Origin of the sequence: Pseudomonas glycinae, from assembly GCF_001594225.2 — a bacterium.
Lineage (GTDB): Bacteria > Pseudomonadota > Gammaproteobacteria > Pseudomonadales > Pseudomonadaceae > Aquipseudomonas > Aquipseudomonas glycinae.
In genome coordinates, this window is the sequence record NZ_CP014205.2 from 4798519 (window position 1) to 4820201 (window position 21683).

Here is a 21683-nt window from a genome sequence, read left to right on the forward strand (position 1 = left end):
ACATCCATTGGGGCAGGGCCATATCTATCCGGCTGCAGGTTTGTACGTCGAATCAGATTAGCTCACTTCATAGATCGAGTTCGACCAGACGTCGTACTTCGGCCGTTTCAAGGCCTGCCCCCACCAGCAAGGCATTCAACTTGCCAAACGCTGCCTCACGATTCATCCCGCCACCGGACAGCATGCCCACACCACGCAAGCGGCTGCCCGCTTCGACTGCGTGACCGCAACCACGAAGATGCACGCCCGGCGCCAGGCCGTGGCCGAGGGCGACTCGTTCCGCCGCACCGATGCTGCTGCCGGCCAGCAGCGCTTCGCTGGACAGGCCCTGATCCCTGAAGGTGATGAGCATCAGGGAGACGGCGTTGAGGGTGGTGAGGTGGGAGTGGAGCATGGGAATGTCCTGAGCGAATACAACTTTGAAGGGGCAAATTACATGCCACCTGCCGGTTTCAGTTGTTTGCGCTAATTAAAGTTAACAGAGGAGACCAGATTGATTTGTTAGTTATAGGGTCATGGCTCCCGCCTGTTTAACTTAATGCGAGATTGCTCTTTTGACGACTGTCAGAAGTAACAGGTTTTTAAATATAAGTGCACCGCTGGTCGTTTAGTTACTGGTTTTCTTGATTTTCGTTTTTTTATTTGATTTGTATTTTTCTGGGGCTACGCTCAAGTTTGCAGTCGTAATGTCTGTGAAGTTTTTCAATAGAGGAGAATGGGAAATGAGTTCGAAAGATAGTGATGTCGAAGCTCAATGGGATGATATGGAAGAGATATGGGAAAAATATGGAAATGGAAAGAATCCTGCAACTGAGGGGCGCGTTGAAGGGGCAGTAGATAACAAATCCTTACTCTCTGATGCCAACTCTTTTGTGGTAAATAATGGTCAACACGGAACAAGTATAATTTTTATATTTAAGAGCAAGCATTCTGATTTTAACCTTGAGATCCCGGAGTCAGCGCTGAAATTGAGCACCTATACTCTTCAAATGAGTAAGCGCGAATATTTAAATACGAAGCCTAGTGTTGCTGAGGCGCGTTGGTGGGCGGACACAACAAGGCTTTCAAATGCAACGTTTGACAGCGTCACGGGAAAGTATGAATGCGACGTTGATGCAACAGTTTATCGAGGTAATCCGCAAAATCCTGAAACGGCAAAATTGAAGGCGCATCTTTTTATTGTTCAGGTGAAATAGTTGATACCCCTCCATTGGCAGTAAGGAGGGGTATTTTTGTTCATCATTGATCAGTTGACTGCAGAACAAACCAAGTTACAAAGACAGTTCTCCACAGAGATCCAGTTCCACAAGCTGCCGAATGTTTGTTACTTCGAGTCCTGCCCCCAGCAACCCGTGTAACTTGCCGAACGCTGCCTCCCGCGTCATGCCCCCACCCGACAGTACACCGACACCACGCAAGCGGCTGCCGGCTTCGTACACATCCAGTTCCACACCGCCTTCATGGCACTGCGTGACCGCCACCACGACCACGCCGCTGTCCCGCGCCCGGCCGAGGCTGGCGAGGAACTCTGGGTTGTCGCTCGGCCCGGTGCCGCTGCCGTAGCATTCCAGCACCAGGCCCTGAATGTCGCTGTCGAGCAGGCCGTCGATGATTTGGGCGCCAATGCCCGGGAACAGGGGCAATACCGCAACCCTGGCCAGTTGCTTGGGCTGGTTGTAGTTCAGCGCTGCCGGCAGGGAAGTGGCTTTCACGCCGCCGCCCTGACGGTCCAGGCGCTTGAATGGATGACGGCCGAAGCTGCGCACTTTCGCGCAACGGGTCGGCGCCAGCAGTTCGCCGTGGAAATACAGATGCACGCCCGGCGCCAGGCCGTGACCGAGGGCGACCAGTGCGCCGCTGAGGTTTTCCCAGGCGTCGCTGTCGGTGACGCCGGCCGGCAGCATCGAACCGGTGAAGCACACGCGGGCATGCAGGCCGAGCAGCTGGAAGCTCATGGCGGCGGCGCTGTAGGCCAGGGTGTCGGTGCCGTGCAGGATCAGCACGCTGTCGCAACCTTGCACATCGACGGCGTCGACCACCGCTTCACGCAGTTGCTGCCAGTAGGCCGGGGTCATGTTGGCGCTGTCGATCAGCGGCGACATCTCGCGAAAGCGCCACTGCGGCACCACCAGCTCCGGCTGGCTGTGCAGGTAATCGCGCATCCGCGCTTCGAAACCGGACGCCGGAGCCAGGCCATTGGCGCTGGCCTGCATGCCGATGGTGCCACCGGTGTACAGCACCATGACGTGCTGGGCGGCAGGGTAGGTCGAGGAATTCATGGGGAGTTCTCCTGAACGAGGACAGCATGCGGTCGAGCATGACGCCGACCGCTGCTTGTGTCACGCCGGGCGCAGGATCTGCGCCCGGTTTTTACCCGATCAGCGTTGCGCTGCCGGGATGCCTTGCGGCTGAGCGTTGGCCTGGGTGTCGGCCGACGGATTGGCAGGCCAGGCTTTCAGGTCCAGATCCAGGTCGCTGAACTTGCTGGAGTCGAATACCGGCTGGTCGACGCCGGCGCGGCGCTGCGCATCGTAGTCGCGCATCACGCGCATGCCGACCTTGAACAGCAGGGCCAGGGCCATCAGGTTGACGAAGGCCAGGCAGGTCATGGTGATGTCGGCGAAGGCGAATACGGTCGACAGGTCTTGCATCGAACCCCAGACCACCAGCGCCAGCACCAGGCCGCGGAAGGTCATCAGCGCAGCACGGTTGCGAGTGAGGAACTGCAGGCTGTTTTCGCCCAGGTAGTAGTTGTAGAGGATGCAAGTGAAGACGAACAGCGACAGCGCGACGCTGACGAACATGCGGCCCCAGTCACCCACCACGGCGGCCAGCGAGTTCTGGGTCAGGACGATGCCGTCACCTTCGAAGCCCGGGGTGTAGAAGCCCGACAGCAGGATCAGCAGCGCGGTGCAGGTGCAGATCACGAAGGTGTCGAGGAACACGCTGAACGCCTGAACCACGCCTTGAGCGCCCGGGTGCTTCACGGCGGCCACGGCGGCGACGTTCGGCGCACTGCCCAGGCCCGCTTCGTTGGCAAACACGCCACGCTTCACGCCCATGACAATCGCGCTGCCGAGCAGGCCGCCGAAGGCCGGGTCGAGACCGAAGGCGCTTTTGAAGATGGTGACCAGCATGGCTGGCACGTGTTCGATCTGGGTGCCGATCACGTAGAGGGTCACGCCGATGTAGGCCAGGGTCTTGATCGGCACCAGCAGGTCGGACACCGAAGCGATGCGCTTGATGCCGCCGATGAAGGTAATGGCCAGCAGCACTGCCAGGACGATACCGGTGTGTTGCGGATCAAAGGCAAAGGCGTTTTGCAGCGAGTGGGTCACGGTGTAGGACTGCAGGCCGATGAAGGCGAAGCCGTAGGTGACCAGCAGCAGGATCGAGAACACCACCGCCATGCCTTTGAGCTTCAGGCCGTGCTGGATGTAGTAAGCCGGACCGCCACGGTACAGGCCGTCGCCATCGGCACGCTTGTAGACCTGGGCCAGCGTACATTCGAAGAAGCTGCTGGACATGCCGACCAGAGCGGTTACCCACATCCAGAACACCGCCCCCGGACCACCCAGGGTCACGGCGATGCCGACACCGGCGATGTTGCCTGCACCGACGCGGCCGGCGAGGCTGAGCATCAGGGCCTGGAACGAGCTGAGTTGCCCGGCGCTGCCTTTGAGGCTGTCGCGGAACACCGCGAACATGTGGAAGAAGTGGCGCAATTGAACGAAACGCGAGCGAATCGTGAAGTAGCTACCGAGCCCGACAATGAGCACGATCAGTACTTTCCCTGAGAGGAAGTCGTTGATGACTTCGAGCATGGATTTTTCCTCGCTGTTTATTGTTTAAGCAAATGCTGGATGGTCAGAAACATCGCGTTACACCGGTGTGCGTGCGGCACAACGGGCGAGGCGAGGGTTTCGTCCCGGATCCATATCGCGGGTTTGTTATTAGTTCGGGTTTCGCATGGGTTATGGCCTCGTTACCGACGACCGCTCACGCGAAGAGGGGCGGCACTATACCGATCAGTGCGGCGCCCGTCTGCACGGTTGTGGTGCAAGCGACGAAACGAAGCTTTGAAACACCCGACGTTACCGGCGTCGGGCTTGTCTGGGAGCCGGTTTGCAGCCAGCTTCCATACATACGGTTCTCAGGTTCAAACAGTTAAAAAAAAGGGCTCGGGGAATGCTCCCCAAGCCCTCAAAAGGTGAGAGGTGTCTAGTCCCTCGACCTGGTGAGCGGTGCTACACGTCACGCGTCGGCTCAGGCTTTGAGCGGAACCAGACGCGGAGCAATCATGTTTTCCGGGCGCAGGATGTCGGCGAGCATGGCTTCGTCGAGCAGACCTTCTTCGCGCACCAGTTCCAGCACGCCGCGGCCGCTTTCAAGGGCGATACGGGCGATGCGGGTGGCGTTTTTGTAGCCGATGTACGGGTTCAGTGCGGTGACCAGACCGATCGAGTGTTCGACCAGTTCGCGGCAGCGCGCTTCGTTGGCGGTGATGCCGACGATGCAGTGCTCGCGCAGCATGTCCATGGCGCGTTGCAGCAGGCGGATCGAGTCGAGGATCTTGAAGGCGATCAGCGGCTCCATCACGTTCAGTTGCAGTTGGCCGCCTTCGGCTGCCATGGTCAGCGCCAGATCGTTACCGATGACCTGGAATGCCACCTGGTTCACGGCTTCCGGGATTACCGGGTTGACCTTGCCTGGCATGATCGAGCTGCCTGGCTGACGCGCCGGCAGGTTGATTTCGTTGATGCCGGTGCGCGGGCCGCTGGACAGCAGGCGCAGGTCGTTGCAGATCTTCGACAGTTTGACCGCGGTGCGCTTGAGCATGCCGGAGAACAGCACGAAGGCGCCCATGTCGGAAGTGGCTTCAATCAGGTCGGCGGCTGGAACCAGCGGTTGACCGCTGATCAGCGCCAGACGCTGTACGGCCAGGGCCTGGTAGCGCGGGTCGGCGTTGATGCCGGTGCCGATCGCGGTACCGCCCAGGTTCACTTCGGTCAGCAGTTCCGGGGCCAGCGTCTTCAGACGGGCCAGGTCTTCGCCCATGGTGGTGGCGAAAGCACGGAATTCCTGACCCAGGGTCATCGGTACGGCGTCTTGCAGCTGGGTACGGCCCATCTTCAGGACGTGATTGAATTCTTCACCCTTGGCCGCGAACGCCTGAATCAGGCTGTCGAGGCTGGCCAGCAGCGCGTCGTGACCCAGCAGCAGACCCAGACGGATCGCGGTCGGATAGGCGTCGTTGGTCGACTGCGCCATGTTCACGTCGTCGTTCGGGTGCAGGTACTGGTATTCGCCTTTCTGGTGACCCATCGCTTCCAGCGCGATGTTGGCGATCACTTCGTTGGCGTTCATGTTGGTGGAGGTACCGGCGCCACCTTGAATCATGTCGACCACGAACTCTTCGTGGAAATCGCCGCGGATCAGACGGGCACAGGCTTCGCTGATGGCAGCGTGCTTGGCTTCGCTCAGGTGACCCAGCTCGCGGTTGGCGTCAGCGGCAGCCTGTTTGACCATCGCCAGACCGACAACCAGCTTCGGGTAGTGCGAAATCGGAACGCCGGAGAGACGGAAGTTGTTCACCGCTCGCAGGGTCTGGATGCCGTAATACGCTTGAGCAGGGACTTCGAGGGTGCCAAGCAGGTCGTTTTCTGTGCGGAATGATGCAGCGGAGGACATGATAGAAATCATCTCGATATGGACCCGGTCTGTGCCGGAACGCTGCGAATGCTAGGCTTGTGGGAATTTTTGGGCCAATGCTGTTAAACACTGCCCTATGCACATTCGGCATAATGCCCGTGTGACGCCGCGTGCGCGGCAGACGTGTGACCTGTTTTGGTGCGTGTCCGGGAGGACGTGATGAATCTGGAAAGCAAATGGCTCGAGGACTTCAGTGCTCTGGCCGCCACCCGCAGCTTCTCGCAGGCGGCCGAACGGCGCTTCGTGACCCAGCCGGCGTTCAGTCGGCGGATCCGCAGCCTGGAAGCGGCTCTCGGACTGACGCTGGTCAACCGCTCGCGTACGCCGATCGAGCTGACGGCGGCGGGACAACTGTTCCTGGTGACCGCGCGCACCGTGGTCGAACAGCTCGGTGAGGTGTTGCGCCATTTGCATCACCTCGAAGGTGGGCAAGGCGAAGTGATCCAGGTCGCAGCGGCGCATTCGTTGGCGCTCGGATTCTTCCCGCGCTGGATCGCTCAACTGCGCAACGAAGGCCTGAACATTGCCACGCGGCTGGTAGCGACCAACGTCGGTGACGCGGTTCACGCGCTGCGGGAAGGTGGTTGCGATCTGATGCTGGCGTTCTATGACCCGGACGCCGCCATGCAGATGGACCCGGAAATCTTCCCGTCGCTGCACCTGGGCCAGACCGAAATGCTCCCGGTGTGCGCGGCGGATGCCGACGGCAAACCGATGTTCGATCTGGAAGGCGAGGGCAGTGTGCCGCTGCTGGCGTACAGCGCCGGGGCGTTTCTCGGGCGTTCTGTGAATGGCTTGCTGCGCCAGCGTCAGCTGCGTTTCACCACGATCTATGAAACCGCCATGGCCGACAGTCTGAAAAGCATGGCGCTGGAAGGCCTCGGTATCGCCTGGGTTCCGCAACTGAGCGTACGAGCCGAACTGGCCCGTGGCGAACTGGTGGTCTGCGGCGGCGCGCAATGGCATGTGCCGCTGGAGATCCGCCTGTACCGCTGCGCGCTGGTGCGCAAGGCCAATGTGCGGTTGTTGTGGCGCAAGCTGGAAGGCGGTGCAGCGAGTGGCAATAACTGAGTGAAAGCAGAGGCGAATGTTGTTTTTCGCCTCTGCCAAGCCGGGTGAGCTTTATTAAAATACGAGAGCTCGTGGGATGCGGCAGGTTTGCATCAGTTCAATCGTCGTCCCAGTCGTCTTGGGGGCGCGGCACGGCCCGCTGTGCAATCGGTTTGTCCAGGTAATTGCGAATGTTCTCTCTGTTTTTATCACTGAAGCGGTTGGCATTGCTTCGAAGTGGTGAGAAATCATCATCACTCATGATTGTTTCGCTCCACCAGCCGTTGTACAGGATTTCGCTGTCTTCATGAGTCGCGCCGAACATGTGGCCTGCTTCGTGAGCAGGAACCATGTCGCTTCTTATCGAGGATATACCCGCGTAACCCTTGCTTTGTGCAATTCCCATTGTGCTCGGGTTTATATTGTCGCGGGTCAGTAATAGATACTTGTTGAATCTTGTGTGCGAGTCTTGCAGGAGCACGGAGCCGAAATGGCTTCTTAGTTTTTCTGCCCAAGCGTCCAAAGAACTGGCGGCAGATATTTTTTTATAATCAAAACCACTCAAGGTTTCTGCTTCTGACGGGGTGAACATATTGACTGATAGCTTGCGGCCAGAAAGTTTCTGGATTTCGTCGGTAAACCAGGAAAAATGAGTGTTGTACAAGTCTCGTCTGCTGTCGTCCGATAAGTCCTCATGGATGAAGACATTCAGTGTTAAAGGCTGTTTGGCCATGTTCCGTTCCTTGGATGATTGCAATTTACTTGATAGTGACGGGCAGGCCTGATGGTGCCGACTGTCCTGCCGTTGTGATTTTGGAAGTGCTTTTAATATGGATTTGTTGCTGTGCAATATAAGTTTTTGTTTTTGGTGGGCTCTCTGTTTTTTTGTTTCATGCTTGGTTGTATATCATTTAAATTTTATTGTGGCTCTTGGGAATATTTTGATTTTTATTACATGAACTCATGCGGAAATTTGAGTGCGCTCTCCATTCGACCTGTTGATCATGTTTCCCGTGGGAAAAAACGAAGCAGTATTCTTGAACCTCGAGTCAGCAAAATGTGTGGTTAGGTTCAGATGACAGATGGTCGCGACGGGGGCTGTTTATTGCTTTCTTTGCGGTATACTGCGCGGCCTTCGGCCGGTTCGTCCGGCCATTTTTCCTACAACAAGCCACGCATTCTGCGTGGCTTGTTGTTTTTGACGCGCCTGCGGGCGCCCAGAGAGAAGAGGCGCGACGATGAGTGCACTGGTTGGCGTGATCATGGGCTCCAAGTCCGATTGGTCCACCCTTAGCCACACCGCCGATATGCTGGAAAAGCTCGGCATCCCGTACGAGGTCAAGGTGGTTTCCGCCCACCGCACCCCGGATCTGCTGTTCCAGTACGCCGAAGAGGCTGAAGGCCGCGGCATCGAGGTGATCATCGCCGGTGCCGGTGGCGCAGCCCACCTGCCAGGCATGTGTGCGGCCAAGACCCACCTGCCGGTGCTGGGCGTGCCGGTGCAGTCGGCGATGCTCTCGGGCGTCGACTCGCTGCTGTCGATCGTGCAGATGCCGGCCGGTATTCCGGTCGCCACTCTGGCCATCGGCAAGGCCGGCGCGATCAACGCAGCGCTGCTGTCGGCGAGCATCCTGGGCGCCAAGCATCCACAATTCCACGCGGTACTGAAAACCTTCCGTGCCGAGCAGACAGACAGCGTCCTGGACAATCCAGACCCACGTATTGCCTGAGGTTGTTGAGATGAAGATCGGTGTAATCGGTGGCGGCCAGTTGGGTCGCATGTTGGCTCTGGCGGGCACTCCGCTGGGCATGAACTTCGCTTTCCTCGACCCTGCGCCGGACGCGTGCGCCGCTGCGCTGGGCGAACACCTGCGGGCCGATTACGGCGATCAGGATCATCTGCGCCAGTTGGCCGATGAAGTCGACCTGGTGACCTTCGAGTTCGAAAGCGTTCCGGCCGAAACCGTGGCGTTCCTTTCGCAATTTGTGCCGGTCTACCCGAGCGCCGAAGCGCTGCGCATCGCTCGCGACCGCTGGTTCGAAAAGAGCATGTTCAAGGACCTGGGGATTCCGACCCCGGCGTTCGCCGACATCCAGTCGCAAGCCGACCTGGACGCCGCCGTCGCGTCGATCGGCCTGCCGGCCGTGCTGAAAACCCGCACTCTGGGTTACGACGGCAAGGGTCAGAAAGTCCTGCGCAAGCCGGAAGACGTGGTCGGTACCTTCGCCGAACTGGGCAGCGTGCCTTGCCTGCTGGAAGGCTTCGTGCCATTCACCGGCGAAGTGTCGCTGATCGCCGTGCGCGCCCGCGATGGCGAGACGAAGTTCTATCCACTGGTGCACAACACCCACGACAGCGGCATCCTCAAGCTGTCGGTCGCCAGCTCCGATCACCCGCTCCAGGCCCTGGCCGAAGATTATTCCAGCCGCGTGCTGAAGCAGCTGGATTATGTCGGTGTGATGGCGTTCGAGTTCTTTGAAGTCGACGGCGGCCTCAAGGCCAACGAAATCGCACCGCGCGTGCACAACTCCGGGCACTGGACCACCGAAGGCGCCGAGTGCAGCCAGTTCGAAAACCATCTGCGGGCCGTTGCCGGTCTGCCGCTGGGTTCGACCGCCAAGGTCGGCGAGAGCGCGATGCTCAACTTCATCGGCGTTGTTCCGCCGGTTGAAAAAGTCATCGCCATCGACGATTGCCACCTGCATCACTACGGCAAGGCCTTCAAGGCCGGGCGCAAGGTCGGTCACGCCAACCTGCGCTGCAAGGACAAGGCAACTCTCGAGCAACAGATCCTCAAGGTCGAAGCGCTGATCGCCGAGTAACGACAGTTTCATCTGGCAGCGGCGGAACCATTAAGGGGCCGCCGTTCTCTGATGGCAGGATGCGAAAGTCTGGCTAGGCTTCATCGCATATCTACCATTCAGAGGGAAATGCCATGGGAATTATCGGAACCATCTTTATCGGCCTCATTGTCGGCCTGCTGGCGCGGTTCCTGAAACCGGGCGATGACAGCATGGGCTGGATCATGACCATCCTGCTCGGTATCGGCGGTTCGCTGGCAGCCACCTACGGCGGCCAGGCCCTGGGCATCTATCAGGCCGGTCAGGGCGCAGGCTTCATCGGCGCACTGGTCGGCGCGATCGTGCTGCTGGTGATCTACGGCCTGATCAAAAAGAACTGATCCAAAGCGACAAAGCCCTCTCTGCCAATCCGGCGGGGAGGGCTAGAATGCTCGGCGATTCAGCGTTCCCTCCCTATTCGAGCATCCTTTACCGAGCACTTTCATGCGCCGTCTTCTGTTGACTCTCCTTTTGCTGGGCAGTGGTCTGGCCCACGCCGGCGAACTGCCGGAAACCGACTGGCTGGAACTGATGCCCAAGTCGGACCAGAAAGCCCTTGAGGCCATGCCTGAAATCGACCACAACTCTCCGGAAGCCACCGGCACCTTCACCCAGAAAGGCGGGATGAAGCAGGCCAAAGGTTTGCCGGCGGTGATGTATTCGACCAAGACCGTGGCGTCGATGAACGACAAACACATCCGCATCGGTGGTTATCCGGTGCCGCTGGAATCCGACGCCAAGGGTCGCAGCACGCTGTTCTTCCTCGTGCCGTATCCGGGCGCGTGCATCCACGTGCCGCCACCGCCACCGAATCAACTGGTGCTGGTGCGCTATCCAAAGGGCTTGAAGCTGGATGACATCTACACACCGCTGTGGGTGACCGGCACGCTGAAGATCGAAAAGGTCAGCAATGATCTGGCCGATGCGGCGTACGCGCTGGAAGCGGACAAGGTGCGGGTGGTGCAGGAATCTGATCTGTAATACACAGCCGCAAACGAAAATCGCAGCCCCGGGGCTGCGATTTTTGTTTTCAGAGTGGCTGGCTGCCGATGCGGACACCCATCGTGTGACTAGCGCCCGGTGCCAGTGTCACGACATCGTCTATCACGTTCGCCGTCTCGATGCACAGCATGCGCTGCCAGCCGTCGTTGTCCATGTCGCTGAGCGCCGCTGCGCGGTCGATCCACGGGTTCCAGATCACCGCTGTGCGCGAGCCGGTAGCCGTCAGCACAATGCGCCGCTCCCAGGCCGGGTCGACGATGCTCAGTTGCGGCGGGGCGTCGAGATAGATGCGGTCGGTTTCGCCGGCAAAGTGCAGGTCGCCTTGCTGGGTGCAGGTCTTCCAGTCGTCGAGGGTCTCGATGTAGTTCAAGCCATCGACGCCGGCGACGCGCACGTTGCGCACGTCGCTGACGGAAAAATACGTGTGCAACGCCTGACTGAGGCTGACGGTGTCGTTGCCACGGTTGTGGCTGGTCAGGCTGAACTGCAATTGCTCGGACAAGTGCAGGGTCAGGGTCAGATCGACCTGATGCGGCCAGCCCGGCAGTCCGCCTTCGGGACGGGGCAGCCTGAATTCGACCTTGACGCCGTCAGCCTCTGATTCGATGCCGCCCAGCTCCCAATCCATTGCCCGCACCAGGCCGTGCGCGGGGGCTGGTTGCGCACCTGTGTACATGGCCTGCACGCTCTGCGGGTTGCGTTCGAACTTGCCGAACCACGGCCAGCACACCGGCACACCGGCGCGGATGCTTTTGCCGGTCTGGAACACGGCCTTGTCGTTGAGCCAGATGATCGGCGGCTGGCCATCGATCTGATAACTGAGAATGTGCGCACCTTGCTGGGCCACCAGCACTTCGGCCTGACCGTGGCGGATGCGCCAGCAGTTCAGTTCATCCAGTTTCACGGCTTCAACGTTGGGCGTGTTCATGGGGCAACTCTCGATCAGCAACTTGGACGACTATCGACCGTGAAACGGTCGCGAGGTTTAACGTGCGCGTGGCGGAACCGAGCGGGTGCGACCGCTGCCATCGATGGCAACGAACACAAACACCGCTTCAGTCACCTTGCGCCACTCGCTGGACAGCGGGTCGTCGCTCCACACCTCGACCATCATCTGGATCGAGCTGCGGCCGATTTCCAGGGTCTGGGTATAAAAGGACAATTGCGCGCCGACGGCCACCGGGACCAGAAACGCCATGCGATCAATGGCAACGGTCGCGACACGGCCACCGGCAACACGGCTGGCCATGGCCGTGCCGGCCAGGTCCATCTGTGCCACCAGCCATCCGCCGAAAATATCGCCGAAGCCGTTGGTTTCGCGGGGAAGCGCGGTGATTTGCAAAGCCAGGTCGCCTTGCGGGATCGGATCTTCTTGTTCTAGCTCTATCATGCCGGGGGGCCTCTGACCCGTGACTCTTCGTGGGTGCTGCTGGTGGTAGCCGTCTTCGGGAAAAACGATTCAGCACCGAACATACTACGTTCGTCACGTTTTCCATCAGGCGCCTAAGGAGAAACTCTGCGAAACCGGCTAATCCCGAGCAAAGGTCGGGCCAACGACGTTTTCGCACAGCAACCCCCTACAAACCGGAGCAAGGTTGCGAGTATATCGGTCGGTAGACTCCGCGACGACCGTCCGGTTCTCATTTCGACCGGCAAATACGCGCCTCTATGTGCTTTTTCGAACAATTTGCTATGGTGCCGAACCTGCCCGAGCCACAGCCAGCGTTGTTGTGGCGGCAGATCCGACTATAAGAGAAGACCTTGCCATGACCACAGCGCCCTCGAGCCTCGCGCAGCCCGACCAACCCGCACGACCGTTGACCCGCAATGACTACAAGACTCTGTCGCTATCGGCCCTGGGGGGCGCGCTGGAGTTCTACGATTTCATCATTTTCGTGTTCTTTGCCACCGTGGTCGGCAAATTGTTCTTCCCGGCCGACATGCCTGAGTGGCTGCGCCTGATGCAGACCTTCGGCATCTTTGCCGCCGGTTATCTGGCGCGGCCGCTGGGCGGAATCGTGATGGCGCACTTCGGCGACCTGCTGGGGCGCAAGAAGATGTTCACCCTGAGCATTTTCATGATGGCGGTGCCGACCCTGATCATGGGCCTGCTGCCGACCTACGCGCAGATCGGCATGTGGGCGCCGATTCTGCTGCTGTTGATGCGCGTCATTCAGGGCGCGGCGATTGGCGGCGAAGTGCCGGGGGCGTGGGTCTTCGTTTCCGAACACGTGCCCGGCAAGCACATCGGCTACGCCTGCGGCACCCTGACCAGCGGCCTGACGGCGGGCATCCTGCTCGGCTCGCTGGTCGCTACTGCGATCAACAGTATCTATACGCCTGTGGAAGTTGCGGATTACGCCTGGCGGATCCCGTTCCTGCTCGGCGGCGTGTTCGGTCTGTTCTCGGTCTACCTGCGTCGCTGGCTGCACGAGACCCCGGTGTTCGCCGAGCTGCAACAGCGCAAGGCGCTGGCCGAGGAAGTGCCGCTGCGCGCCGTACTGCGCGACCATCGCGGGGCCATTGCAGTGTCGATGCTGCTGACCTGGCTGCTGTCCGCCGGCATCGTCGTGGTGATCCTGATGACCCCGACCGTGCTGCAGACGGTCTATCACTTCTCGCCGACCACCGCGCTGCAATCCAACAGCCTGGCAATCGTGTTCCTGAGCTTTGGTTGCATCATTTCCGGCGCGCTGGCGGATCGCTTTGGTGCCGGTCGCGTGTTTGTATTCGGTTGCCTGGGCTTGCTGGCCAGTTCCTGGACGTTCTATCACAGCCTCGCTGATCACCCGAACTGGCTGTTCCCGCTGTACGCGCTGACCGGTTTCCTGGTCGGCACCATTGGCGCGGTGCCATATGTGATGGTCAAGGCGTTTCCGCCGGTGGTGCGCTTCAGCGGTCTGTCCTTCTCTTATAACGTCGCTTACGCGATCTTCGGCGGCCTGACCCCGATGGTGGTCAGCCTGCTGCTGAAAGAAAGCGCGATGGGGCCTGCCTACTATGTGGCGGTGCTGTGCGGGATGGGGATCCTGGTCGGTGCGTGGTTGTGGAGCAAAGGTCGCTGATTCAGTTTCAGAACTCAGGGCTTTCGCCAGCGCGAAAGCCTTGTTTCACACTCGCCAACCGGCAGGCGAGCACCGTGTTCGAGCATGTGAGCCAAAGCATTTGCGGCTTCTGTTTAGTCGATGACTTGGTGCTCTACCATTAAATCGAGCAGCCATAGCGCGCCGTGTACCTGTAGCCCATCTCTTTGGGCCTGACGGCGCAACCGGCCATCTCCAGTGAGTAAAGGACGGCCCGTTTCCTGTGCAAGCAGGTAGCAGGAGACGTCGGCTAAAGAGCTGTTGTTGTGCTCGATCCTCAACCCCGACAATCGTATTACACCTGCCTCATCGAACGACTCGACAATCAACCCTCTATCGAGCAGTTCGTCGTGTGAAAAGTCGTCGAGTTCGTACATTACAAAGTCAGTGCAACACAGCGTAAACGGCAAGCTGAACATCTGCTCCAGTAATCCGGCATTTCTGAAGTCGATCCAGATATTCGTATCACTGATATAGATCAGATTCATGCACTCTCCAGTGAGCCCAAGAAATTGGGATCAAGTGCGCTCACTGGTTTGCGCAGGAGTTCAGCAGCCCGCGACTTGGTGATCAATCCTTCCGCCAATCCCCAGAACACCAGTGAATCAAAGCGCTGGGGTGGTTTGCACGGCATAGGTTCAGGCTCAGCTTTGCGCCAGCCGTTGGCACTGAATTGAATAGTGAGGGATTTGTAGCCACTTTCGCTAAGTAGCTTCAAATCCTTCAGTCGTCTCAACGCAGCGTGCATTGATATTCCGTATTGGCGTTTGGCGATGAGTAGCTCTCGTGGGTGCACTCTGGACCGGGGATGGCTGCCGAAATCGCCGGTTACGCTTTTGGCGGGATAGAGAAATGCACCGGCAAAACGGTGACAACAGTTTTCTTTGTCTTTCTCCGGCATGTCTTCAGGTAACGCCATAACCCAATGGCCGAGCTCATGAGCAGCCGTAAATCGGATTCGCTCACCTGGACGGTCAGAATTCAAAGCAATCAATACATGGTCGCCGTCACCGGTAGCCGCGCAAGCTCCGTCAAAATCATCTGGGCCGTTGAGCATCGCAACCTTGATGCTGTGCTCTTCCAGTTGCTCAGTCAGATTGGCAATGGGATCGCTACCGATTCCCCAAAATTGGCGCAGCTTCTCGGCTGCGAGCTCAGCCTCTTCCAGGGTCGACACCGGGAGCATCTGCGCGGGGGTGGCAGGGGTGTGGATATCCGCAGGATCGAAGCATTGCTCAAGTGAAATGTAGCGTTCGAGATGTTCCCGAATTTTTTCTTCAACCTGAGCTTGGCGATACTTGGGCATTTTGGCCAGCTTTCGAAACTCAAGAGGTGCCAGCGGAATAACCTCCGCGCGGAAAAAATATTCGGGACTGACCTGAAGTGCCTTGGCCAGTTGCAGCAGGCGAGAAGAGTTTGGAGTGCTCAACCCCTTCTCATATTTGCTTAACGCTTGTTTAGTGATGTCGCCAAGCTGGGCCGCCAGACCTTCTAGGGTGAGGCCTCGTTGCAGGCGGGCGCGGCGAATTCGGTCGTTTATCATGAGTTCCTCTCGTGGTTGACAAGGCTATCTTTTGCATTTGATTTGTCAACCTGCTGCGGAATTCATTTTTTGTGACGCCTCGGATGCTGGCCTTTCATCCAATTGTCATATTTCAGCCATAGAGTGTTCACACGGCCTGCTGATACTTGGCCCCGACTTAACACACCCTATCTGCTAGGAGTAAGGCATGAAACTGAAGCGTTTGATGGCGGCAATGACTTTTGTCGCTGCTGGCGTTGCGACTGCCAACGCGGTTGCCGCTGTTGACCCTGCTATCCCGAGCTACACCAAGACCACTGGTGTGTCGGGCAACCTGTCCAGCGTCGGTTCCGATACCCTGGCCAACCTCATGACCCTCTGGGCTGAGAACTACAAAAAAGAATACCCGAACGTAAACATTCAGATTCAGGCTGCTGGCTCCGCCACTGCGCCACCTGCGCTGACTGAAGGCACCTCCAACTTAGGTCCCATGAGCCGCAAGATGAAGGACACCGAACTGGCGGCCTTCGAACAGAAATACGGCTACAAGCCAACCGCTATCCCGGTTGCCGTGGACGCCCTGGCTGTTTTCGTACACAAGGACAACCCGATCCAGCACCTGACCATGGAACAGGTTGACGCGATCTTCTCGTCCACCCGTCTGTGCGGCGCCAAGACCGACGTGAAAACCTGGGGTGACCTGGGCGTGACCGGCGACCTGGCCAACAAGCCGGTTCAACTGTTCGGCCGTAACTCGGTATCCGGCACCTACGGCTACTTCAAGGAAGAAGCCCTGTGCAAAGGCGACTACAAGCCTAACGTCAACGAACAACCAGGCTCGGCTTCGGTCGTGCAGTCGATCAGCTCCTCGCTGAACGGCATCGGTTACTCGGGCATCGGCTACAAGACCGCCAGCGTGAAAACCGTTGCTCTGTCGAAGAAGGGCAGCACTGACTTCATCGAAGACACCGAAGAAAACGCCCTGAACGGCAAATACCCGCTGTCGCGTTTCCTGTACGTGTACGTCAACAAGGCCCCGAACAAGCCTCTGGCCCCGCTGGAAGCCGAGTTCGTGAAACTGGTTCTGTCGAAACAGGGCCAGGAAGTGGTCGTGAAAGACGGCTACATCCCGCTGCCAGCCAAGGTTGCTGCAAAAGCACTGGCTGACCTGGGTCTGCAGGAAGGCGGCGCTGAAGTCGCAAAAAAGTAACAAACTGAGTCAGGGGTGAACCCCGCCTGACTCCCGTGTGGGGCCCGGCCCGCAAGCGGCCCGGCCCCCACACTCCCCGAATTCTTCTATCCACTGCCAGTGCCCTGCTGGCGGCGGATTTGGTGCGTCACTGCATTGTCATCTTTCTGTCATACAGGATCGCTAGGGTGTGCGCATGAATGATCTGGCCAATTCCAAAATGACTACGAACCCTCCCAAGCGCATTGACTTCAATACGCCTGAGTTGCAACGCAAGCGCCGCATTCGCGCGCTCAAGGATCGCTTCACCCGCTGGTACGTCCTCGTCGGCGGTCTGGCGGTGCTGGCAGCCATCACCCTGATCTTCTTCTTCCTCGCCTACGTGGTCGCGCCGCTGTTCAAAGGTGCTGACCTGACTGCGAAAGATGCAATCACCCCGGCCTGGATGCAGGACGCCGGCAAGCCGCTGATGATTTCGCTCGAAGAGCAGAATCAGGTGGCCATGCGCGTTTCCGACAAGGGCCAGGCGCTGTTCTTCGACATCGACAGTGGCGCTGAATTGAAGCGCGTCGATCTGCCCCTGCCGGCAGGCGCCAGTGTGACCTCCATCGGCGAAGACCAGCCCGGCCATCCGCTGGTGGCCGTGGGCCTGTCCAACGGCCAGGCGCTGGTGTTCCGTCACACCTATAAAGTCAGCTACCCGGATGGCAAGAAGACCATCACTCCGGCCATCGAGTACCCGTACGGCGAGACACCAATCGCACTCAATGAAAGCGGCGGTGCGCTGGAGCATGTCAGCCTCAATGCCACCGATTCGACCCTGATGCTGGTCGGCTCCACCGGTTCGCAACTCAATGTGCTGTCGCTGACCAGCGAAGAAAACATGATGACCGGCGAAGTCACCAACGAGCAGAAGCGTATCGATCTGCCGCAGATGACTGAACCTGTGAAAAACATCTTCGTCGACCCGCGCCAGCAGTGGCTGTACGTGGTCAACGGGCGTGCCCAGGCCGACGTGTTCAGCCTGCGCGACAAGAGCCTCAACGGACGCTACAAGCTGCTGGAAAACGCCGACGCCGAAGTCACCGCCGCCACGCAACTGGTGGGTGGCATCTCGCTGATCGTCGGTGACTCCAAGGGTGGCCTGGCCCAGTGGTTCATGGCCCGCGACACCGACGGCGAACTGCGCCTGAAGCAGATCCGCACCTTCCAGATGGGCACCACGCCGATCGTGGAAATTTCCGCCGAAGAACGTCGCAAGGGCTTCCTGGCCCTGGATGCCAGCGGCAAGCTCGGCGTGTTCCACAGCACCGCGCACCGCACCTTACTGGTCGATCAAGTCGTCGAAGGCCAGGGCCTGTTCGGTCTGTCGCCGCGCGCCAACCGCGTGATCGTCGAAGCCGGCGGCAAGCTGCAACCGCTGCTGCTCGACAACCCGCACCCCGAAGTCTCGTGGAGCGCGCTGTGGAGCAAGGTCTGGTACGAGAACTACGACGAGCCTAAATACGTCTGGCAATCGACTGCGGCCAACACCGATTTCGAACCGAAACTGAGCCTGTCGCCACTGACCTTCGGCACCCTGAAAGCCGCGTTCTACGCGATGCTGCTGGCTGCTCCGCTGGCCGTCGCCGCGGCGATCTACACCGCGTACTTCATGGCCCCGGGCATGCGCCGCAAGGTCAAGCCGGTGATCGAGCTGATGGAAGCGATGCCGACAGTAATCCTCGGCTTCTTCGCCGGCCTGTTCCTCGCGCCTTATGTAGAAGGGCATCTGCCGGGCATCTTCAGCCTGCTGATGCTGCTGCCGATCGGCATCCTGGTCGCCGGTTTCACCTTCAGCCGCCTGCCTGAGTCGATCCGCCTGAAAGTCCCGGACGGCTGGGAAAGTGCGCTGCTGATTCCGGTGATCCTGTTCGTGGGCTGGCTGTCGCTGTACATGAGCCCGTTTATGGAGAACTGGTTCTTCGGCGGTGACATGCGCATGTGGATTTCTCACGACCTGGGCATCACCTACGACCAGCGCAACGCCCTGGTGGTCGGTCTGGCCATGGGTTTTGCGGTGATTCCGAACATCTACTCGATCGCCGAAGACGCCGTGTTCAGCGTGCCGCGCGGCCTGACCCTGGGCTCGCTGGCCCTCGGTGCCACGCCGTGGCAGACCATGACTCGCGTGGTCATCCTGACCGCCAGCCCGGGCATTTTCTCGGCGCTGATGATCGGCATGGGACGTGCGGTCGGCGAAACCATGATCGTGCTGATGGCCACCGGCAACACCCCGGTCATGGAAATGAACCTGTTCGAAGGCCTGCGCACCCTGGCCGCCAACGTCGCGGTGGAAATGCCGGAGTCGGAAGTCGGCGGCAGCCACTACCGCGTGCTGTTCCTCTCGGCGCTGGTGCTGCTGTTGTTCACCTTCGTCATGAACACCCTCGCGGAACTGATTCGTCAGCGTCTGCGCAAGAAATACTCGTCGCTTTAAGCAAAGGTAGAAGTCTGTGAAACAGAACTCCCTGAAAGGATGGTTCAAGAGCGGCGCCCCCGGCGTCTGGATCAGCGGCGGCGCGGTGTCCATCGCGGTCATCATGACCATTGGCCTGCTGGCGGTGATCGCCGTGCGCGGTCTGGGTCACTTCTGGCCGGCGGATCTGATCCACGCCAGCTATGACGTACCGGGCCAGGGCCAGCATCTGGTCGTGGGCGAGGTGGTGCAGAAAGAAGAAGTGCCGCGCGCCCGTCTGAAGAGCGCCGGCCTGCCGGTGCCGGACGAAGGTCCGGAATTCATGACCCGCGAGCTGATCAAGGTCGGTAACCGTGACCTGAACGGCAACGACTTCACCTGGATCGTCGGCGAGTGGCTGACCGACCAGAAGAATCCGCCGGAGCTGATGGCGCTGGAGCGTCGTGAGTGGGGCAACTTCTACGGCTACCTGGTCAACGTCAAACAGGACGGCAAGGTGATCGCCGAAGGCGAAGCGGCCTGGCCTGAGCTGCAAGCGCGGATCGATCGCGTGAACAAACTTGCCGCCCAGCTCAAGACTCTGGAAAAAGTCGATATCGGTGCGATCAACGCCGGCCTCGAGCGCATCCGTCTGCACGGTCGCAAGCTGGAGCTGGAAGGCAAGCTCGACGCCACCGCGCAAGCGGACATGGAATCCGAGCGCGCCGAGCTGAACGCCCGCTATCAGGACATCGAAGCCCGTCTGGCCGACCTGCACGCGCAGTTCAACCGTGACGCCTTGACCGCTCGTGATGCGAACGGCAAGGAAATCGAAATCGGCCTGGGCAAAGTGGTTCACGCCTACCAGCCGAACGCGATGGGTACGTTCACCAAGATCGGTTTCTACTTCAGCAAGGTCTGGGAATTCCTGTCCGACGACCCGCGTGAAGCGAACACCGAAGGCGGGATTTTCCCGGCGATCTTCGGCACCGTGATGATGACCCTGATCATGGCGATGATCGTGACCCCGTTCGGTGTGCTGGCGGCGGTGTACCTGCGTGAATACGCCAAGCAGAACACCCTGACCCGGGTGATCCGGATCGCGGTGAACAACCTGGCGGGTGTTCCGGCGATTGTTTACGGCGTGTTCGGTCTGGGCTTCTTCGTCTACGTGCTGGGTGGCTCGCTCGACCGTCTGTTCTTCCCTGAAGCGCTGCCGGCACCGACCTTCGGTACACCGGGTCTGCTCTGGGCTTCGTTGACCCTGGCGCTGCTGGCGGTGCCGGTGGTGATCGTGGCCACCGAAGAAGGTCTGGCGCGTATCCCGCGCACCGTGCGTGAGGGCTCGCTGGCCCTCGGCGCGACCAAGGCTGAAACCCTGTGGAAGATCGTTCTGCCGATGGCCAGTCCGGCCATGATGACCGGCATGATCCTCGCCGTGGCTCGCGCCGCCGGCGAAGTGGCGCCGCTGATGCTGGTGGGTGTGGTGAAACTGGCGCCGTCGCTGCCGGTGGACGGCAACTACCCGTACCTGCACCTGGATCAGAAGATCATGCACCTGGGCTTCCACATCTATGACGTTGGCTTTCAGAGCCCGAACGTCGAGGCCGCGCGGCCGCTGGTGTACGCCACGGCGCTGTTGCTGGTGCTGGTGATCGCCACCCTGAACCTGTCGGCGGTGTACATCCGTAACCACCTGCGCGAGAAGTACAAAGCTCTAGACAGTTAAAACAAATCCTGTGGGAGCTGGCTTGCCAGCGATGCAGGCGACATGGTGTTTCAGTTACACCGCAGTGATGCCATCGCTGGCAAGCCAGCTCCCACAGGGATCGCGACAAAAACTGAATTTGCGTTACCCGCTGGTTTGGCCAGTGGTTCAACGAACCGAATTTGTTAGCACAGGGGATCTCCCATGCAGCACGAAACACATACCCACGGCATCAACATGTCTGCCCTGGGCCGCGACAAGCAGAGCCTGAACCTCGAGCAGGAAACCGTAGCCATCGAAGTGCCGGGCCTGAGCCTGTACTACGGCGAGAAACAGGCGCTGTTCGATGTCAGCATGAACATTCCGAAACAGCGCGTGACCGCCTTCATCGGCCCGTCCGGTTGCGGCAAGTCCACGCTGCTGCGTACCTTCAACCGCATGAACGATCTGGTGGACGGCTGCCGCGTCGAAGGCGCGATCAACCTGTACGGCAACAACATCTACCGCAAGGGCGAAGACGTGGCCGAGCTGCGTCGCCGGGTCGGCATGGTGTTCCAGAAGCCGAACCCGTTCCCGAAGACCATCTACGAAAACGTGGTCTACGGCCTGCGCATCCAGGGCATCAACAAGAAGCGCATCCTCGACGAAGCCGTCGAGTGGGCACTGAAAGGCGCGGCCCTGTGGGATGAAGTGAAAGACCGTCTGCATGACTCGGCCCTCGGCCTGTCCGGTGGTCAGCAACAGCGTCTGGTGATCGCCCGTACCATCGCCGTGGAGCCGGAAGTGCTGCTGCTCGACGAACCGTGCTCGGCCCTCGACCCGATCTCGACCCTGAAAGTCGAAGAGCTGATCTACGAGCTCAAATCCAAGTTCACCATCGTCATCGTGACCCACAACATGCAGCAGGCGGCGCGGGTGTCCGACTACACGGCGTTCATGTACATGGGCAAACTGGTGGAATTCGGCGATACCGATACCCTGTTCACCAATCCGGCCAAGAAGCAGACCGAAGACTACATCACAGGGCGATACGGCTAGCCGTACAGCTGCAAGCGGCAAGCTTCAAGCGGCAAGTTAGAAGCGATGCGGCAGGGAACACCACATAACAGCTTGCAGCTCGTAGCTTGCAGCTCTTGGTT

The 21683-nt window shown here is 59.5% G+C and carries 19 protein-coding genes and 1 pseudogene; 11 read left to right on the top strand and 9 right to left on the bottom strand.

From position 1 onward, the window contains the following. Positions 1 to 67 precede the first annotated feature (67 nt). A pseudogene (locus AWU82_RS21935) lies at positions 68 to 214 on the bottom strand (asparaginase); the annotation flags it as partial. 508 nt (positions 215 to 722) lie between these two features. Between AWU82_RS21935 and AWU82_RS21940 the strand changes: the two are divergent. Beyond that, a complete protein-coding gene (locus AWU82_RS21940) occupies positions 723 to 1196 on the top strand; it encodes a hypothetical protein (RefSeq protein WP_190241494.1) in 474 nt (157 codons plus the stop codon). Between the two features lie 75 nt (positions 1197 to 1271). On the opposite strand, the gene AWU82_RS21945 is transcribed toward AWU82_RS21940, so the two are convergent. The 3 genes from AWU82_RS21945 to aspA form a co-directional block, all read right to left on the bottom strand. Then, complete coding sequence (locus tag AWU82_RS21945) at positions 1272 to 2279, bottom strand: asparaginase (protein ID WP_064379767.1); 1008 nt, start codon at positions 2277 to 2279, stop codon at positions 1272 to 1274. Between the two features lie 99 nt (positions 2280 to 2378). Continuing rightward, positions 2379 to 3824 carry an alanine/glycine:cation symporter family protein gene (locus AWU82_RS21950; RefSeq protein WP_011336625.1) on the bottom strand — a complete coding sequence of 482 codons (1446 nt, stop codon included), beginning with the start codon at positions 3822 to 3824 and terminating at the stop codon, positions 2379 to 2381. Positions 3825 to 4266: 442 nt separating this feature from the next. Further along, complete coding sequence (gene aspA / locus AWU82_RS21955; protein ID WP_039765095.1) at positions 4267 to 5691, bottom strand: aspartate ammonia-lyase; 1425 nt, start codon at positions 5689 to 5691, stop codon at positions 4267 to 4269. A 180-nt stretch (positions 5692 to 5871) separates the two neighbouring features. On the opposite strand from aspA, the gene AWU82_RS21960 reads away from it, so the two are divergent. After that, complete coding sequence (locus AWU82_RS21960; RefSeq protein ID WP_064379769.1) at positions 5872 to 6783, top strand: LysR substrate-binding domain-containing protein; 912 nt, start codon at positions 5872 to 5874, stop codon at positions 6781 to 6783. Between the two features lie 97 nt (positions 6784 to 6880). Here the strand turns inward: AWU82_RS21960 and AWU82_RS21965 are convergent, their stop codons facing one another. Then, positions 6881 to 7495 (bottom strand): zinc metalloprotease, encoded by a 615-nt coding sequence (locus AWU82_RS21965; protein WP_064379771.1) that lies wholly within the window; start codon positions 7493 to 7495, stop codon positions 6881 to 6883. 505 nt (positions 7496 to 8000) lie between these two features. On the opposite strand from AWU82_RS21965, the gene purE reads away from it, so the two are divergent. The 4 genes from purE to AWU82_RS21985 all read left to right on the top strand — a co-directional run bounded on the left by purE (position 8001) and on the right by AWU82_RS21985 (position 10584). Then, the gene (purE, locus tag AWU82_RS21970; protein ID WP_007954291.1) at positions 8001 to 8492 is read left to right on the top strand and encodes a 5-(carboxyamino)imidazole ribonucleotide mutase; all 492 of its coding nucleotides are present in this window, start codon (positions 8001 to 8003) and stop codon (positions 8490 to 8492) included. 10 nt (positions 8493 to 8502) lie between these two features. Further along, the gene (locus AWU82_RS21975; RefSeq protein WP_011336621.1) at positions 8503 to 9585 is read left to right on the top strand and encodes a 5-(carboxyamino)imidazole ribonucleotide synthase; all 1083 of its coding nucleotides are present in this window, start codon (positions 8503 to 8505) and stop codon (positions 9583 to 9585) included. A 113-nt stretch (positions 9586 to 9698) separates the two neighbouring features. Continuing rightward, positions 9699 to 9944 carry a GlsB/YeaQ/YmgE family stress response membrane protein gene (locus AWU82_RS21980; protein WP_003229635.1) on the top strand — a complete coding sequence of 82 codons (246 nt, stop codon included), beginning with the start codon at positions 9699 to 9701 and terminating at the stop codon, positions 9942 to 9944. A gap of 103 nt (positions 9945 to 10047) precedes the next feature. Next, positions 10048 to 10584 carry a DUF3299 domain-containing protein gene (locus AWU82_RS21985; protein WP_064379774.1) on the top strand — a complete coding sequence of 179 codons (537 nt, stop codon included), beginning with the start codon at positions 10048 to 10050 and terminating at the stop codon, positions 10582 to 10584. Positions 10585 to 10633: 49 nt separating this feature from the next. Here the strand turns inward: AWU82_RS21985 and AWU82_RS21990 are convergent, their stop codons facing one another. Together AWU82_RS21990 and AWU82_RS21995 are read right to left on the bottom strand one after the other, a co-directional pair. Beyond that, a complete protein-coding gene (locus AWU82_RS21990; RefSeq protein WP_064379776.1) occupies positions 10634 to 11533 on the bottom strand; it encodes a D-hexose-6-phosphate mutarotase in 900 nt (299 codons plus the stop codon). Positions 11534 to 11590: 57 nt separating this feature from the next. Then, positions 11591 to 11995, bottom strand: a complete 405-nt coding sequence (locus AWU82_RS21995) for an acyl-CoA thioesterase (protein WP_003229628.1) — start codon at positions 11993 to 11995, stop codon at positions 11591 to 11593. 376 nt (positions 11996 to 12371) lie between these two features. Between AWU82_RS21995 and AWU82_RS22000 the strand changes: the two genes are divergently transcribed. After that, positions 12372 to 13670: an MFS transporter gene (locus AWU82_RS22000; protein WP_064379778.1), complete on the top strand. Its 1299-nt coding sequence runs from the start codon at positions 12372 to 12374 to the stop codon at positions 13668 to 13670. A 113-nt stretch (positions 13671 to 13783) separates the two neighbouring features. Here AWU82_RS22000 and AWU82_RS22005 read toward each other — a convergent pair whose 3' ends face one another. Together AWU82_RS22005 and AWU82_RS22010 are read right to left on the bottom strand one after the other, a co-directional pair. Further along, positions 13784 to 14176: a PIN domain-containing protein gene (locus AWU82_RS22005; RefSeq protein ID WP_223290648.1), complete on the bottom strand. Its 393-nt coding sequence runs from the start codon at positions 14174 to 14176 to the stop codon at positions 13784 to 13786. Next, positions 14173 to 15231 (bottom strand): helix-turn-helix domain-containing protein, encoded by a 1059-nt coding sequence (locus AWU82_RS22010; RefSeq protein ID WP_064379779.1) that lies wholly within the window; start codon positions 15229 to 15231, stop codon positions 14173 to 14175. Before AWU82_RS22010 ends, AWU82_RS22005 begins: the two co-directional genes overlap by 4 nt. Positions 15232 to 15418: 187 nt before the next feature. Between AWU82_RS22010 and AWU82_RS22015 the strand changes: the two genes are divergently transcribed. From AWU82_RS22015 to pstB, 4 genes are all read left to right on the top strand, one after another. After that, positions 15419 to 16420, top strand: coding sequence for a phosphate ABC transporter substrate-binding protein PstS (locus AWU82_RS22015; protein ID WP_007954316.1), 1002 nt, complete (start codon positions 15419 to 15421; stop codon positions 16418 to 16420). Positions 16421 to 16844: 424 nt separating this feature from the next. Further along, complete coding sequence (locus tag AWU82_RS22020; protein WP_190241590.1) at positions 16845 to 18878, top strand: ABC transporter permease subunit; 2034 nt, start codon at positions 16845 to 16847, stop codon at positions 18876 to 18878. Between the two features lie 16 nt (positions 18879 to 18894). After that, the gene (pstA, locus tag AWU82_RS22025; RefSeq protein ID WP_011336614.1) at positions 18895 to 20565 is read left to right on the top strand and encodes a phosphate ABC transporter permease PstA; all 1671 of its coding nucleotides are present in this window, start codon (positions 18895 to 18897) and stop codon (positions 20563 to 20565) included. A gap of 183 nt (positions 20566 to 20748) precedes the next feature. Next, complete coding sequence (gene pstB / locus AWU82_RS22030) at positions 20749 to 21582, top strand: phosphate ABC transporter ATP-binding protein PstB (protein ID WP_007954333.1); 834 nt, start codon at positions 20749 to 20751, stop codon at positions 21580 to 21582. Positions 21583 to 21683 lie beyond the last annotated feature (101 nt).